Origin of the sequence: Thermodesulfovibrio sp. 3907-1M, from assembly GCF_040450955.1 — a bacterium.
In the GTDB taxonomy this organism is placed as follows: Bacteria; Nitrospirota; Thermodesulfovibrionia; order Thermodesulfovibrionales; family Thermodesulfovibrionaceae; genus Thermodesulfovibrio; species Thermodesulfovibrio autotrophicus.
On the sequence record NZ_CP144373.1, the window covers coordinates 217144 to 232122 of the forward strand.

The 14979-nt window shown below is 37.3% G+C and carries 17 protein-coding genes; 13 read left to right on the plus strand and 4 right to left on the minus strand.

Annotation, left to right across the window (positions count from 1 at the left end; translation table 11 throughout):
* Positions 1 to 136: 136 nt before the first annotated feature.
* The 3 genes from V4D30_RS01195 to V4D30_RS01205 all read right to left on the minus strand — a co-directional run bounded on the left by V4D30_RS01195 (position 137) and on the right by V4D30_RS01205 (position 1306).
* Positions 137 to 481, minus strand: a complete 345-nt coding sequence (locus V4D30_RS01195) for a hypothetical protein (protein ID WP_353684432.1) — start codon at positions 479 to 481, stop codon at positions 137 to 139.
* Entirely contained in the window at positions 478 to 705 is a 228-nt protein-coding gene (locus V4D30_RS01200; RefSeq protein ID WP_353684433.1) for a hypothetical protein, read from the minus strand. Before V4D30_RS01200 ends, V4D30_RS01195 begins: the two co-directional genes overlap by 4 nt.
* A gap of 295 nt (positions 706 to 1000) precedes the next feature.
* Complete coding sequence (locus V4D30_RS01205) at positions 1001 to 1306, minus strand: hypothetical protein (protein WP_353684434.1); 306 nt, start codon at positions 1304 to 1306, stop codon at positions 1001 to 1003.
* Between the two features lie 208 nt (positions 1307 to 1514).
* Between V4D30_RS01205 and V4D30_RS01210 the strand changes: the two genes are divergently transcribed.
* Positions 1515 to 2918, plus strand: a complete 1404-nt coding sequence (locus tag V4D30_RS01210; RefSeq protein ID WP_353684435.1) for a hypothetical protein — start codon at positions 1515 to 1517, stop codon at positions 2916 to 2918.
* Between the two features lie 28 nt (positions 2919 to 2946).
* Here the strand turns inward: V4D30_RS01210 and V4D30_RS01215 are convergent, their stop codons facing one another.
* Complete coding sequence (locus V4D30_RS01215) at positions 2947 to 3594, minus strand: hypothetical protein (protein ID WP_353684436.1); 648 nt, start codon at positions 3592 to 3594, stop codon at positions 2947 to 2949.
* 392 nt (positions 3595 to 3986) lie between these two features.
* Between V4D30_RS01215 and V4D30_RS01220 the strand changes: the two genes are divergently transcribed.
* The 12 genes from V4D30_RS01220 (at position 3987) to V4D30_RS01275 (ending at position 14974) form a co-directional block, all read left to right on the plus strand.
* Complete coding sequence (locus V4D30_RS01220) at positions 3987 to 4370, plus strand: hypothetical protein (RefSeq protein ID WP_353684437.1); 384 nt, start codon at positions 3987 to 3989, stop codon at positions 4368 to 4370.
* Positions 4371 to 4852: 482 nt separating this feature from the next.
* Complete coding sequence (locus tag V4D30_RS01225) at positions 4853 to 5434, plus strand: winged helix-turn-helix transcriptional regulator (protein ID WP_353684438.1); 582 nt, start codon at positions 4853 to 4855, stop codon at positions 5432 to 5434.
* Positions 5422 to 5931 (plus strand): UpxY family transcription antiterminator, encoded by a 510-nt coding sequence (locus V4D30_RS01230; RefSeq protein WP_353684439.1) that lies wholly within the window; start codon positions 5422 to 5424, stop codon positions 5929 to 5931. Before V4D30_RS01225 ends, V4D30_RS01230 begins: the two co-directional genes overlap by 13 nt.
* 149 nt (positions 5932 to 6080) lie before the next feature.
* Complete coding sequence (locus V4D30_RS01235) at positions 6081 to 6710, plus strand: hypothetical protein (RefSeq protein ID WP_353684440.1); 630 nt, start codon at positions 6081 to 6083, stop codon at positions 6708 to 6710.
* 98 nt (positions 6711 to 6808) lie between these two features.
* A complete protein-coding gene (locus tag V4D30_RS01240) occupies positions 6809 to 8107 on the plus strand; it encodes a nucleotide sugar dehydrogenase (RefSeq protein ID WP_353684441.1) in 1299 nt (432 codons plus the stop codon).
* A 491-nt stretch (positions 8108 to 8598) separates the two neighbouring features.
* Positions 8599 to 9582, plus strand: a complete 984-nt coding sequence (galE, locus tag V4D30_RS01245) for a UDP-glucose 4-epimerase GalE (protein WP_353684442.1) — start codon at positions 8599 to 8601, stop codon at positions 9580 to 9582.
* Positions 9583 to 10728: 1146 nt separating this feature from the next.
* Complete coding sequence (gene rfbA, locus V4D30_RS01250; RefSeq protein ID WP_353684443.1) at positions 10729 to 11613, plus strand: glucose-1-phosphate thymidylyltransferase RfbA; 885 nt, start codon at positions 10729 to 10731, stop codon at positions 11611 to 11613.
* A 34-nt stretch (positions 11614 to 11647) separates the two neighbouring features.
* Entirely contained in the window at positions 11648 to 11848 is a 201-nt protein-coding gene (locus tag V4D30_RS01255; RefSeq protein WP_353684444.1) for a hypothetical protein, read from the plus strand.
* The gene (locus V4D30_RS01260) at positions 11845 to 11997 is read left to right on the plus strand and encodes a hypothetical protein (RefSeq protein ID WP_353684445.1); all 153 of its coding nucleotides are present in this window, start codon (positions 11845 to 11847) and stop codon (positions 11995 to 11997) included. The genes V4D30_RS01255 and V4D30_RS01260 overlap by 4 nt, the downstream gene beginning before the upstream one ends.
* Before the next feature lie 197 nt (positions 11998 to 12194).
* A complete protein-coding gene (lhgO, locus tag V4D30_RS01265) occupies positions 12195 to 13424 on the plus strand; it encodes an L-2-hydroxyglutarate oxidase (RefSeq protein ID WP_353684446.1) in 1230 nt (409 codons plus the stop codon).
* Positions 13402 to 13989, plus strand: coding sequence for a dTDP-4-dehydrorhamnose 3,5-epimerase (gene rfbC / locus V4D30_RS01270; RefSeq protein WP_353684447.1), 588 nt, complete (start codon positions 13402 to 13404; stop codon positions 13987 to 13989). Before lhgO ends, rfbC begins: the two co-directional genes overlap by 23 nt.
* Positions 13982 to 14974: an SDR family oxidoreductase gene (locus V4D30_RS01275; protein WP_353684448.1), complete on the plus strand. Its 993-nt coding sequence runs from the start codon at positions 13982 to 13984 to the stop codon at positions 14972 to 14974. Before rfbC ends, V4D30_RS01275 begins: the two co-directional genes overlap by 8 nt.
* Positions 14975 to 14979: the final 5 nt, after the last annotated feature.

Consider the following 14979-nt stretch of genomic DNA (forward strand, 5'->3'; position numbering starts at 1 on the left):
ACCACATGTGGATAGTAGTGGTTTATCTATCTCTTTGTTTTTTCTTCCTTTTTTTGATAGAACACCCATCTTGGGAGCAGGGGGTCGGTGGTTCAAATCCACTCGCCCCGATAGGATTTTCAAGGGATTGTGAAAGCTACCTGATAGCTTTGAGCCTCTGCTCTGAAATTAAGTCCCACTCATAAGCTTTAGTCATACTAGCTAAGAATATCTTAAAGTACCTGTTTACTGTTGCTATTGTATAGTCTTTTTCCATAAAGTAACTTTGAAGCATTTCAGATTCTTTAGTGCTTATCTGGTTTAATTTAAGTTGCTTAAACCAATCAGGGACAACATTAAGAAAATACTTTTTCATTGTCTCATAATAAACCTGTCTCTTTCTGCACCATGGTAGGTAGTAATCTCTGAAGTAAACCTCAAAGGACAAAGTGCTTTCATTTGTAACAGGCACTGACTTCTCTCTGGTGGTGATTTCTGTCAAACCTCTGACTTGATTGTTGAGAGTATCTCATCTACAACTTCGTCAACATCAGTAGCCTTGACAAAGTGGTTTTGGATGAAGTCCTGGATGTCCTGAGGTCTAAATCTGATGAGTTTTCTGTTAATTTTCACATAAAGATATTTGCTTTTTCTGAATCCAATAGTAAAGGGTTCTTCTGTTAACTTTAAGCAGTTTAGCGACCTCATGAGGATTAAAAGTTCCATTTAGGCTCCTTAACAAATAGAAAGCTTTTATGGCAAACCGTACAAGTGTATCTTTTTAGGTAAACCATGTTTACCTCCTTTCTTTTCGTTTTTTTGTGTCTCTAAATATGCAATAAGCAAGACTGACCCGCCTGCCGTAGCGCGGGCAAGGGCGTAGAATCGTTTATAAGCCGTTTTCTTAGGGTAATCTATAGATAAATCGTCCCAGAAAAAACCTCTTAAAAGCCGTTTAAATGAATGTCAGAAGGTCGGCAGATACACATCTGCCGATCTCATGTTTGATTAATGATTAATTCTATTTTGAGATGGTATTATACGCTGCCATTTCAACGTGAATTTGATATTCTGCATTTTCATTTTCATCTTCATAAATCAGCTCATATTTTTCGGCCGTTTTCTTTTTATTGAGTGTTTCAAAATTTGTAACTGCATATAAAGCCAGTAATCCTTTTTCCGCATTCTGAAGTAGTTCTTTCTTATACTGCTTAATCAATTTCGGAAAGTCCTGGATGGTTTTCTCAATGTCTGTTGTGGTAAACTCAACTTCAGAAATCTTTGTGGTGGCATGAAAGTAGAGCTCCCATAAGCAACTATCTTGCATTTGTGGTCTTTCTGTTCTGCATGTGCAAAAACTGGCAAAACAAAAATAAGCAACACAACGAAAGCGAACTTTTTCACTTTCTCACCCCCTTTCTTTTTTTTGTTCTCTAACTTATATATGCATTTAGAGAGTGCATATATCTTATAGAGAGAAAAAATAGAAAGGAGGTAACAAACTGAAAGTAATCTGTTTAGTCTTGGCGGTATTAATGCTTTTTACAATGGCATGCTGGCAGCTTCAGCAACAACACTATGAAGGTGCAGGAGCAGGGGTAAAAGTGAAAAAGCTTTTTTTGATATTATTCCCAATCATTGTATCTATGCTTCTTGTAACTCCAATGATTGAGACAAAAGCATATGCTGATACTTTACCTCAAGCAACTGATCTATCACAACCTGGATTTATTGATATATTTAGTTTTATTCGACAAGCAGGCAAGGAAGAAGCGGTTTATTTTCAAATACCTGCAAGTCAAATATCCACAACAATTGAACTTCCTTCTGACCCATCTCCATTGATTTTGGCAAAATACGAAAGGGAGAAAGCAAAAGGTACAATATTTCTCATGCGTATTTGGCAAGCTGGACCGTGGATAAGAGGGGAAATACAAAGAATAACGCCAAGAGACTTTAAACACTTTCTTGGACCATCTTTGTACAATTTTGCATTTCTTAACTGGAATCCAAACCAAAATGCAACCTGTGAAGCTCAGAAGGCGAGTAAATTTCCACTTGGAACAGTTCAAAGTCCTGGAGTTGACATCTTAAATGAAATTGAAAAGCAATTTATGCAATATGATGCAAAAGTAAAAGAATACCTTGACGCTGGATATGACAAAACAATTGCTCAGAGTGCAACATACAATCCTACTGCATCGATAAGACTTCTTGTAGGTAATCCTGCAGTAACGACTACGGTAAAGTATTTTGTGTATCCTGAATACTACATGGTATTTCCACACAGAGTAAGTCAAAGCTACGGTGAATTCCAGTTAAACCCGGGAAACTCAATAAGAAGCACTTCGTATGACTTTATAAAAGTAAAAGGCAACCACACATTTCCTATAGACGAAACACTGGTATATCAATGGAGTCAAACCAAAAAAGGCTGGACAGGTTTGGCGGTATTTCTGGGAGGAACATTATTAGGGCTCCTAACTGGAGGATTAGGAGCACTAGCGGGGTTAGGAGAAATAGCAATTATTTTAGGAGGTGGTGCAATTGGCGGAGTAGGTGGACTTATGGCAAGTGGATTTTCTCCTACGACGTCTACTACCGCACACTTTACTCCGTTTGTTTATTCCAAATATCAACTTGACCCATCTCAGGCATACAGTGGCGATGCCAAAAGAGTTGCTGATGAAATTTTTAACAAGTGGCTTAGCCCTAATGTGCAAAATACTCCTGGTGGCGTAGGAGTATTTGTATCAAGAATAGACATGCGAAAAGCAGTTTTATGCGGTAGTATATCCAATGCTGATCAGTGCTCAACAGGCGATGCAATAGTTCAAATTCATGCAAGTGACCCAAGATACTGGAGCATCTTCAACGAAATGTTTCATCATGCAAGTCAGGAACTACTGAAGTATAAATATCCATTTACTACGAAATAAAACAAAGGGAGAGTTTTTACTCTCCCTTTTATTTTTCTACCTGAGCTTTTTTAACGTCAGACTCTTTAATGTATCCTTCTTTAATAAGCACGTCTGAAATATTGTTTGCCACATCAAGACACGCATTCCACGTAGTATAATACGGGTCTCCCCATCTCATCAGACCAGGTTTTGCTCCTGCTCCGTTAAGTTCTATAGTCTTATTGTTTTTCGTAAATGTAAGCTTGCCGTATATTTCTGTAAACCAACTACACTTCCTCGAAGTTAACGTTGACCTTCTTATTAAAGCTCCATCACCGCTCATAAATACTCTATTGATTTCATATACTACAACCGCATCTGGTTTATATTCAAAATACACTGCTGATTGAGGGATAACCTGTTTTAATGCTTTTGCTATGCAAAGCTCTATATCACCTTTTTTGCTTTTTACAAAAGGAGTAAAAACCCAAACATTTAACTCTACTTCCTTATTATAAGGAAGAGCTACTATAGCTGTTAAGGGATTTTCAGGATTTTTATCAAGTCCTAATGTTTTTATGTAGCATTCTCTGTCCTGGCACTCAATGTTGCTATCTTCAGGAAGTAATGCTTTGTTTAAATCAGAATGCTGTATAGGACCACACGCAGACAGGAATAAACATAAACCCAAGAAAAGCAAAAGCTTAATTTTCATATTTTCCCTCCTTGTTTATGAGACTGTTCAAAAACTTACAAGTTTTTGAAAATCAAGAATTTGCAAGTTTCTTTAATTTTCAATTACCTCTACTCTTCATTCCAAGTCTTTTTCCCTGTCATTCCGAGCCTGCCAGAGGCAGGCGAGGAATCTCCTCCACTTTTTTCAGCATCGGAAGACTCAGAGATTCCTCGGGTGGGATACCACCCTCGGAAATGACAATGAAAATGGCATTGAGCCCCTCGGAATGACAAAATAACCCTTTATTCATATTAAACAGCCTCTGTTTATTTTTATTTTAACAGATGAGGGTTTGGGTAAAATCTTGGATTAACTTCTCTTTAAAAAATCTCATCTATTGATTTTTCCTTTGTAGTAATATAAAATTAAGTATGAAAAAAGTACTAATTGTAACCTCAATTCTTTTGAGTTTACTTACAGCAGTAGTCTCTTTTGCAAAGGAAGTTCCATTTACTCAAGATGACAGAGACAGGCTTATAAGGCTTGAAGTTAAGATTGAAGAAGGGCTTAAAGCAGTAAACCAAAGGATTGACAGCTTACAACAGCTTATCTATGTTCTTATTGGTGTAGTAGTTGCCCAAACTATAGGAGTAATTGGTTTTGTTATCTGGGATCGTAGAACAGCACTCCAACCAGCTTTGAGAAAAAACAAAGAACTGGAGGAAAGACAAGACAGGATAGAGAAAGCTTTGAAAGAGATAGCAAAGGTTGACTCAAAAGTGGCAGAGATACTAAAGAGTGTTGGGTTATTGTAATAAAATTGTCATAAAAGGCATAAAAAGTTGAAAAAATCACTTTGACAAATCAAGCATACAAGCCACTTTTTATTATTCAGCCCGCCTTGGGAGCAGGGGGTCGGTGGTTCAAATCCGCTCGCCCCGATAGGATTTTCAAGGGATTGTGAAGACTACTTAAAAAGCGATTTGTTTTTAATATTCCTTCGCTAAAGCTCGGAATGGCACCCCACTTTGTCATCCTGAGCCGAAGGCAGTGTCTCCTTCTTTCTGTCATTGCTAGCCGAAGGCGTTGCAATACCTTATGCTACCCGAATCTGTCATTGCGAACCTAAGGCGTGCAATCCCTATTATAAAGAGGGGATTCCTCGCCTGCTAATCTGTCCTCCCTTCTCCTCATGTATGTTAAATTATAAGTCATGATCTAATATACGATAACATTTTCTATCTGGGTTAACAAAAAAACTTGACATTCAATAATCTTTAATGTTATTGTTCTAAATATGAACAAAATAAATCCATCAGAAGAAATATCAATGCGGATTCTTGAGTATATCCATGAAAATCCCGCAATTACTCAGAGAGACCTGGCATCAAAGCTTGGCATAGCTCTTGGACTTACAAACTCATACATAAAAAGACTTTACAAAAAGGGTTGCATTAAGATTAAAAACCTTGATGGTAAAAGAATAAAGTATATTCTAACACCAAAAGGGTTTGTGGAAAAGGCACGTCTTACTTGTAACTACATGGCAAGATCATTTAACTATTTTAAAGAAATTAAACAAAAAATAGACCAGACATACAAAGCCATGATTGAATCAGGAATAAAAAGGGTTGTGCTCTGGGGCAGTGGAGAGCTTGCAGAACTGTGCATAATTTCATCAATGGGGCTACCAATAAAAATTGCTGGAGTAGTTAGCCTTAATGGAGATAAGAAAAAAATATTTAACCACACTGTTTACACAAAAGAGGAAATAAAAGACATAGATTTTGATGCAGTGCTTGTTGCAACCTTTGATGAAAAAGAGATTGCGGAGTTAAAAAACATTGATGCAAGAGTTTTTTATCTATGGCAGAGTTAGTGTTTCAGTGGTATGCGATTTATGTGAAATCAAGGCATGAGTTTAAGGTTTTTGAAAGACTTAAAAAGGCGGGGATAGAAGCATTTCTTCCAGCAGTTGAAAGACTGAGAAAGTGGAAGGACAGGAAAAAGCTTGTCAAGTTCCCGCTTTTCACGGGTTATCTATTCGTATACATTGAGAAAAGCTATGAATCAATGCTCAGGGTTCTTAAAACTCCTGGAGTGGTAAATTTTATTAAAAATCCTTCAGGTGAGCCAGAACCTGTGCCAGATGAAGAGATAGACCCCCTTAAAAAGGCAATAGAGAGCAAGAAAGAAATAGATCCATATCCATACCTCAAAGAAGGGCAGACAGTAAGGATAAAAAGTGGTGCACTTCAGGGAGTTGTTGGCATACTTAAGAAAAAGGAAAAACAGCATTATTTGATTCTTTCAATACATATACTTCAGAGGTCTGTAAGTGTTAGGATAGATGCCTCTGAAGTAGAACTGGTTTAGTTTTAGCCTGCTCGGTTACATTTGCCTTTGTGCTTATGTAACTGAGAAGGCGGAGCATTGAAAAAAGCCTGAATTAATACCATAGTGTAGTTAAGTCCGTAAAAATTGTTTATAATATAAAATATTAAAAAACTGCTCTGGAGGATTTTATGGAGTGGGAAAAGGTAGTAGACAGGATAAAGGATTTGATTTTAGGAGAGATAAAGGAAGAGTTAAGGGATTTTAAGGCAACAGTAACGGGGCAGCTTCAGGGATTTGCAATTGCTATTGAATCAATTAATGCAAGGATGAACTCAATTGAGTCAAGAATGGGTTCAATTGAATCAAGGCAGGCAAGTATTGAGAGTGAGCTTAAAGATATTAGACGAGCTATTGATGAGACCAATAAGCGCATAGATGAAACCAACAAACGCATAGATGAACTCAGGGTAGAACTAAAAACAGAGATCATGATGAACACACAAAGAATTGATGAGACCAACAAACGTATTGACGAGATGAACAAAAGGATTGATGAAACGAATAAGCGCATAGATGAGACCAACAAACGCATAGATGAACTCAGGGTAGAACTAAAAACAGAGATCATGATGAACACACAAAGAATTGATGAGACCAACAAACGTATTGACGAGACTAATGCCAGAATTGACGAAGTATTTTTAGAAGTATCTAAAATCAGAGGAGACCTCAATAAAGCTTTATCTCAGAAAGAAGCTATTGATGATATGAGATTAAGAATTCAAAGACTGGAAGATAAAGTATTGACTGCTGCATAGATAAATGAATTGGAAAAACAGGGATTGATTGAACTTCTTGAAGACAATATCAAACAACATATAAAAGAATTGGTAAAGAGATTTATCAGAGACTGCCTATGGAACTTATCAATAAAATAAAGACAAAACAGGCTAAATTAGGCATAATTGGACTTGGCTATGTGGGTTTACCACTTGTGATAGAGTTCTGCAGAGCAGGTTTTCAGGTTTATGGCTTTGATATTGATGAAAAGAAAGTAAATCTTCTTTCTCAGGGAAAAAGTTATATAAAGCACATTGACAGCTCTACCATCTCAGAAATTCTTCCAGGGTTTCATCCTACAACTGATTTTTCAAAGCTTTCAGAAACAGACAGCATAATAATATGCGTTCCCACACCATTGAATAAGTATAGAGAACCAGATTTAACCTATGTCTTCAATACAGGACAGACCATTGCCAGATATATGAAAAGAGGACAGCTTATTGTTCTTGAGTCAACCACATATCCTGGAACAACAGATGAAGACCTGAGAAAAATTCTTGAAACCTCAGGGCTTAAAGCTGGTGTTGATTTTTATCTTGCCTATTCACCAGAAAGAGAAGACCCTGGCAATAAAGAATTTAGCACATCAAAACTACCAAAAGTTGTAGGAGGCTTTACTCCTCAATGTCTTGAGGTGGCAAAAACCCTTTATGAGCAGATAGTTGTTAAAACAGTTCCTGTATCAAGCACAAAGGTTGCTGAGGCAACGAAACTCCTTGAAAACATATACCGTGCTGTAAACATAGCTCTTGTAAATGAATTAAAAATCCTCTTTGACCGTATGGGAATAGATATCTGGGAAGTTATTGAGGCTGCTAAGACAAAACCTTTTGGATTTCAGCCATTTTATCCAGGACCAGGACTTGGTGGGCATTGCATTCCTATTGATCCTTTTTATCTCACATGGAAAGCCCGTGAATATGACTTTCATACACGGTTTATTGAGCTTGCAGGTGAGATTAACACCTACATAACATACTATGTTTTAGAAAAGATAATTCAGGCATTAAACGATAGGGGGATTTCAATAAAAGGAGCAAAAATTCTCATACTGGGAGTAGCATACAAGAAAGATGTTGATGACACCAGAGAGTCTCCAGCACTAAAGCTAATGGAGCTTCTTGAGAAAAAAGGAGCTTCAGTGGACTACAATGACCCTTACATACCTGAACTTCTTGAAACAAGAAGGTATAAATTCAGTAAGAAATCCATTGATCTTAAGCAGGATAATCTATCCGTATATGATTGTGTTGTAATCATTACTGACCACAGTGCTTATGACCCTGATTTTATTGTGAAGAATTCAAAGCTAATCATAGATACCCGAAATCTTATTAAGTCAAGAGCTTATCCGAATGTGGTAAGAGCATAAGTTTTTCAATGAAAATGATATATCATTTTATTGTATCATCGTCTTATGATTATCGTCTTATTTTGTCATCCCGAGCCTCTCTTTCTGTCATTGCGAGCCGAAGGCGTGGCAATCCCTTCTGCTATCCGAGTCTGTCATTGCGAGCCGAAGGCGTGGCAATCTCTATTATAAGGAGGAGATTCCTCGTCGCTAACGCTCCTCGGGATGACAAAGGAAAAACGCTCGGGATGACAAGTTGAAAGGTCATTCAGAAGGTGGTATTATATTATTCTGTCATTCCGAGGGTGGCATTCCAACTTTACTTTGTCATTCCGAGGGTGGCATTCCACCCGAGGAATCTCTAAGTCTCGAGTAATTTCTAAGTCTTTCAGTAAAGAAAAAGCGGAGGAGATTTATCACGGAGTTACCTGAGCATAGCTGAAGGACTTGAAATGAGAGGAAAATTGGCACGGGACAATAAAAATTTTAGATAAACTGCATAGGAGATAAAGATGAACTCTAAAATTAAAGTCCTTGTCACAGGCGGAGCAGGTTACATTGGAAGCCATGTAGTTAAAATGCTTGGCGAAAGGGGATACAGTGTCCTCACCTACGACAACCTCTCCTATGGACATCCTGAAGCAGTGCTTTATGGAGAGCTTGTGGTTGCAGATTTATCAGATAGAGAAACTCTTAAGCAGACAATCAAAGAATACAAACCCAATGCAGTAATGCATTTTGCAGCCTCCATAGTGGTACCAGAATCAGTAAAAGAACCGGTGAAATACTACAGAAACAACTTCTGCAATACCCTTAATCTCGTGGAGACATGCCTTGAGTATGGTGTGAAAAACTTTATATTTTCATCCTCAGCAGCAGTATATGGCATACCTGAAAAATGCCCTGTAAATGAGAATGCACCGCTTAATCCTATAAATCCCTATGGACACTCAAAGGCGATGGTGGAAAGGATGCTACATGAAGTGGCTCAGGCAAATGATTTCAGATATATATCTCTCCGTTACTTTAATGTAGCGGGCGCTGATGGCTCTGGCAGATTGGGACAGAGAAGAAAAGATGCTACACATCTCATAACAGTTGCAGTAAAAACAGCACTTGGCAAAAGACCCTATCTTGAAATATATGGAACTGACTATCCCACAAAGGATGGCACATGTATAAGAGACTACATCCATGTAGATGACCTTGCAGATGCCCACATAATTGTGCTTGATTATTTACTTCAGGGTGGTAAAAGCGAAATATTCAATTGCGGATACGGACATGGATACTCTGTTAAAGAGGTTGTTGAGGCAACAAAAAAAGTAACAGGCGTTGATTTTAAAGTAATAGAAACAGGACGCAGGGATGGAGACCCACCAGAACTTGTAGCAGAAAGCAAAAAACTGAAAAGCACACTTGGATGGACTCCCCGATACGATGACCTTCACTACATTATAAAAACCGCCTATGAATGGGAAAAGAAGCTAAGATAGTGAACTATTTCGCTTTCACCGATCATTTAAAGCGGAGGAGATTCCTCGCTTCGCTCGGAATGACAAACTGAAATATCGAAATGACAAAAAAAGGCGGAATGACAAGAAAAGGCTCGGAATGGCAATTTTTACTCTGTCATTGCGAGCATCTCTTTCTGTCATCCAGAACTTCTTTTTTTATCATTGCGAGGGGCTTAATGCCATTTTCATTGTCATTCCGAGGGTGGCATTCCACCCGAGGAATCTCTGAAATAGTGAGAAAGAGGGGGATCCCTCGCTTAACGCTCGGAATGACAAAGGAAAAGACATGGAATGACACCTCTTTTCTGTCATTGCGAGCCGAAGGCGTGGCAATCTCTATTATAAGGAGGAGATTCCTCGTCGCTAACGCTCCTCGGAATGACAAAGAAGCTCGGGATGACAAGTTGAAAGGTCATTCAGAAGGTGGTATTATATTATTCTGTCATTCCGAGGGTGGCATTCCACCCGAGGAATCTCTGAAATAGTGAGAAAGAGGGGGATTCCTCGCTAACGCTCGGAATGACAAAGGAAAAGACATGGAATGACACCTCTTTTCTGTCATTGCGAGCCGAAGGCGTGGCAATCTCTATTATAAGGAGGAGATTCCTCGTCGCTAACGCTCCTCGGAATGACAAAGAAGCTCGGGATGACAAGTTGAAAGGTCATTCAGAAGGTGGTATTATATTATTCTGTCATTCCGAGGGTGGCATTCCACCCGAGGAATCTCTGAAATAGTGAGAAAGAGGGGGATTCCTCGCTAACGCTCGGAATGACAAAGGAAAAGACATGGAATGACACCTCTTTTCTGTCATTGCGAGCCGAAGGCGTGGCAATCTCTATTATAAGGAGGAGATTCCTCGTCGCTAACGCTCCTCGGAATGACAGAGTATGGGCAAGCTCGGAATGACAAAGGAAAAAGGCTTTGAATGACAAAGTATGGGCAGTTGCAGAATGAAAAGGTATGTGTTGAATTACAAAAAAGGGGAAGGCGACGGATGATAGAATTAGTTGACAAAGAAAAAATATTGAGCGAAAATAGAAAAATCCTGAGAGAATACAACTTTTGTTACTGAGAAATTGATTAACTATGTTGGGAAATATTAAAAATATAAAAATACTCATAAAATGAAAGCAGTAATTCTTGTAGGTGGCTCTGGAACGAGACTATATCCAGTTACACAGGTTATCAATAAGCATCTTCTTCCTCTTTACAACAAGCCTATGATTTATTATCCTCTTTCCCTTGCCATGCTTATAAAAATCAGAGAAGTTATATTTGTAATTAATCCAGAAGATGAACCGTTATATAAGAAAATTTTCAATCACGGAGAAAAACTTGGTATGAAAATAGACTGGGTTATTCAGGAAAAACCAAAAGGTATTGCAGAAGGCTTAATCCTCGCTGAACCTTACATAAAAAACGATTGTGTGCTCTATCTTCTTGGAGACAATATCTTCTTTGGGCATGACCTTCCAAAGGTTATGGAATCGGCAAAAAAAGAGGTTGAGGAAAAAGGAGGCGCCTTTGTTTTTGGATATTATGTTTCTGACCCTGAAAGATTCGGAATTGTTGAATTTGATAAAGAAGGTAGAGTTCTCTCTATAGAAGAGAAACCTAAAAGGCCAAAGTCCAATTATGCTGTGGTTGGAATGTATTTTTATGATAAAAAGGCTGTTGAGATTGCAAAAAGTATTAAGCCTTCAGGAAGAGGAGAGCTTGAGATTACTTCTATAAATAATGAGTATTTAAAGAGGGGAGAGTTAAAGGTAAAGCTTCTTGGAAGAGGATTTGCTTGGTTTGATGCGGGGACTCATGATAGTTTCCTTGAAGCAGGAGAGTTTGTTGCAACCATAGAAAAAAAGACAGGGCTTATGATAGGTTGCATTGAGGAGATAGCTTACAGAAATGGCTGGATAACAAAGGAAGAACTTCTTGAACTTGCAAAGCCCTTGAAGAAAACTGAATACGGAAAATATTTGGAAAAGCTTGCCATGGGAGAGATTTTATGACAAATTTAATTTTTAAAATAGGGGGGTGTTAGAAATGCAATTAATGTTAGATTCAGAAAAATTTTATCAGCTAATAAAAAAGGCTGTGAAAGAAGCTTTACAAGAAGAAATGTTGAAGCTATACTTACAAAATTTACCTCTTGTATCTAAAGAAGAAATGCAGGATATAGAAGAACTTTATGGCGAACCAGTAAAAGATAGAGAGATAGAATTTATAGAAGAAATTGAAGTATGAAGTGGAAAATAGTATATTCAAAAGAGGCTTTAAAATTTATAGAAAAAAATAATGTTTGGAATAAAATTAAAGAAGAAGTTAAAAATTTTTCGACAAAATTAAAGGGTGAAAAGGTTAATATTGATGTTAAAAAGCTCTATGACAAGTAGGAAGGATATTATAGACTGAGAAAAGGCAGAAGCAGAATAATTTTAAAGTTGGATGTAGAAGAAAGAATCCTTTTTATTGAAAGGGTTGATTTTAGGGGAGAAGTATATAAGTAAGTTAAATGTTAAACTAAAAATATCTGGAAAAAGTTGCAAAAGGGGAGATTTTATGAATTTTGAGTTTAAGGTTGAAGAGGAATATGGGTATAATTAAAACTGATTTTCTTATCATTGGAGCGGGTATAATAGGTTTAAGCTTGGCTTATAACTTAAGAAAAAGATTTCCTAATCAAAGCATTTTAATAATTGAAAAAGAGGAAAATCTTGGGAAACATGCAAGTGGGAGAAATAGTGGAGTCCTACATGCTGGATTTTATTATTATCCAGATTCTCTAAAAGCAAAGTTTACAAGACAGGGAAATGAAGAGTTAACAAAATATTGTGAAGAAAAGGGATTAAAAATTAATAAATGTGGCAAGGTAGTGGTTGCAAAGTGTGAGGAAGATCTGGAAACACTATTTGAATTAAAAAGAAGAGGAGATGTAAACGGGGTAGAACTTTATGTTATTGATGAAAAGGAATTAAAAGAATTAGAACCTAATGCTAAAACTTACAAGTTTGCACTATGGAGCCCAAAAACTTCTACCGTTGACCCTTTAGAGGTACTAAGTTCTTTGAAGACTGACCTTGAAGAGATGGAAGTTAGAATACTTTTTAACACTCCGTTTCAAAAAAGGCTTGATGAGAATTCTTTAATGGCAAAAGACATTATCTTTGAAGCTGAAAAAATAATAAACTGTGCGGGTCTATATGCGGATAAAATAGCAAAAGAGTTTGGACATTCAAGAAACTATATTCTTGTGCCCTTTAAAGGTCTTTACCTTGAGTATAAAGGTGCAGAAACATTTATTAAAAGAAATATATACCCTGTGCCCAACTTAAAAAATCCTTTTTTAGGTGTGCATTTCACGATTAAAGTTGATGGAAAAATTAAAGTAGGACCCACTGCAACTCCATGCTTCTGGAGAGAAAACTACGATGGCTTTAAAAAGTTCAATCTTTTAGAATTTTTAGAGATTTTAAAGTGGGAAAGTCTCCTTTTTTTCAAGAATTCAAAATTTAGAGATGTTGCTTTTCAAGAGATAAAGAAGTATATAAAAGGTTATATGCTCATAGAAGCATCAAAACTTGTAAGATATTTTCCGAAAAATGGACATTATACTTGGAGCAGACCTGGAATAAGGGCTCAACTTATTGATATAAATTCTTTAGAACTTGTTCATGATTTTGTTATAGAATATGATAAAAGCAGCATTCATGTATTAAATGCCATATCTCCCGCCTTTACTGCAAGCTTTCCATTTACAAGGTATATTGTAGAAAATTACATTTTGGGAGGTTGTCAAAATGGGAAAATTCAGAAAGCTTGAAACCCTTTTACCCGGAGTTTACATTCTTGAGCCTACCGTTTTTGAAGACCACAGAGGCTTTTTCATGGAAAGCTACAACAAAAGAGATTTTGAAGAATTGGGATTATACTTTAATTTTGTGCAAGACAATCATTCTCTTAGTATTCAACCGAGCGTTTTACGAGGCATCCATTTCCAGCTTGAACCAAAAGCTCAGACCAAAGTGGTAAGGTGCCTAAAAGGAGCTATATATGATGTAGTAGTAGATTTAAGGAAGGGAAGTCCCACCTTTCTTAAGTGGATAGGTGTTATCCTGAGCGAATATAACAAAAGGCAAATAGTTGTCCCAAAGGGATTTGGGCATGCTATACTCACTTTAGTACCAAATACAGAAATCCTTTACAAGGTGGATGAGTATTATTCTCCAGAACATGATAGGTCTATAAGATGGAACGACCCAGATATAGGAATAGATTGGCCCATCAGAGAACCCATTTTGTCAGAAAAGGACAAAAACGCTCCCTTTTTGAGGGATATAATAGGTGAAATAAACTTCATATACAAGGAGGAAAAAGGCAATGATTGAAAGAATTTTAGTAACCGGTGCAGGAGGATACATAGGGTCCGTATTGGTTCCTTACTTGCTTGAAAAAGGTTACAATGTTATAGCGCTTGATAGATTTTTCTTTGGAAAGGATAAACTACCTCAAGATAACGATAAGCTTATTATAGTTGAAGATGATATAAGGTTTTTTGATAGAAAACTTCTGGAAGATGTAGATGCGGTTATAGACCTTGCAGCACTTTCTAACGACCCAACCGGAGAGCTTGACCCTGTAAAAACATGGTCCATTAATTATCTTGGCAGGTTTAGAGTAGCAGTTATATCAAAACTTATGGGAGTAAAACGCTACATTTTCCCTTCCTCTTGCAGTGTTTATGGTTTTCAGGACAGTATAGTGGATGAAAACTCACCTTTAAACCCTTTGACAACCTACGCAAAGGCAAACCTTAAAGCTGAAGAAGAGATTTTACCTCTGGCAGATGATAGCTTTACAGTGGTTATACTAAGATTTGCCACTGTATATGGCTATTCACCCAGAATGAGGTTTGACCTAGCCATTAACGGCATGGTAAGAGGCTTTTTTAAAAATGGAAAAATTCCCATACTCAGAGATGGCACTCAATGGAGACCCTTTGTTCATGCAAAGGATGTATGTAAGGCTATCTTCCTTACCCTTAATGCTTCTTCAGAGCTTGTAAACAGAGAGATATTTAATGTAGGTTCTGACGAGCAGAATTACCAGATTTTTAACCTTGCAAAAAGGGTGGCAGAGGCAATAGGCATACCCTTTGAGTATGAATGGTATGGTCTTCCTGATCACAGGAGCTATAGAGTAAGTTTTCAAAAAATAAAAAATAAGTTAGGCTTCACACCCGATTATAATGCCGAGCTTGGAGCCGTAGAAATATGGAATGCCTTAAAGGAAGGAAAGCTTGATCCAGAAGACCCAAAAACCATAACGGTTGAATGGTATAAGAAGCTGATTCAAGAAGGTGTTATGATATGAGAGGT

Bases quoted from the DNA above. Each gene is read 5' to 3' on its own strand.
- V4D30_RS01200 (WP_353684433.1), bottom strand. From the start codon at position 705: ATGGAACTTTTAATCCTCATGAGGTCGCTAAACTGCTTAAAGTTAACA.
- V4D30_RS01205 (WP_353684434.1), bottom strand. From the start codon at position 1,306: ATGCAAGATAGTTGCTTATGGGAGCTCTACTTTCATGCCACCACAAAG.
- V4D30_RS01210 (WP_353684435.1), top strand. From the start codon at position 1,515: ATGCTTTTTACAATGGCATGCTGGCAGCTTCAGCAACAACACTATGAA.
- V4D30_RS01215 (WP_353684436.1), bottom strand. From the start codon at position 3,594: ATGAAAATTAAGCTTTTGCTTTTCTTGGGTTTATGTTTATTCCTGTCT.
- V4D30_RS01220 (WP_353684437.1), top strand. From the start codon at position 3,987: ATGAAAAAAGTACTAATTGTAACCTCAATTCTTTTGAGTTTACTTACA.
- V4D30_RS01225 (WP_353684438.1), top strand. From the start codon at position 4,853: ATGAACAAAATAAATCCATCAGAAGAAATATCAATGCGGATTCTTGAG.
- V4D30_RS01230 (WP_353684439.1), top strand. From the start codon at position 5,422: ATGGCAGAGTTAGTGTTTCAGTGGTATGCGATTTATGTGAAATCAAGG.
- V4D30_RS01235 (WP_353684440.1), top strand. From the start codon at position 6,081: ATGGAGTGGGAAAAGGTAGTAGACAGGATAAAGGATTTGATTTTAGGA.
- V4D30_RS01240 (WP_353684441.1), top strand. From the start codon at position 6,809: ATGGAACTTATCAATAAAATAAAGACAAAACAGGCTAAATTAGGCATA.
- galE (WP_353684442.1), top strand. From the start codon at position 8,599: ATGAACTCTAAAATTAAAGTCCTTGTCACAGGCGGAGCAGGTTACATT.
- rfbA (WP_353684443.1), top strand. From the start codon at position 10,729: ATGAAAGCAGTAATTCTTGTAGGTGGCTCTGGAACGAGACTATATCCA.
- V4D30_RS01255 (WP_353684444.1), top strand. From the start codon at position 11,648: ATGCAATTAATGTTAGATTCAGAAAAATTTTATCAGCTAATAAAAAAG.
- V4D30_RS01260 (WP_353684445.1), top strand. From the start codon at position 11,845: ATGAAGTGGAAAATAGTATATTCAAAAGAGGCTTTAAAATTTATAGAA.
- lhgO (WP_353684446.1), top strand. From the start codon at position 12,195: ATGGGTATAATTAAAACTGATTTTCTTATCATTGGAGCGGGTATAATA.
- rfbC (WP_353684447.1), top strand. From the start codon at position 13,402: ATGGGAAAATTCAGAAAGCTTGAAACCCTTTTACCCGGAGTTTACATT.
- V4D30_RS01275 (WP_353684448.1), top strand. From the start codon at position 13,982: ATGATTGAAAGAATTTTAGTAACCGGTGCAGGAGGATACATAGGGTCC.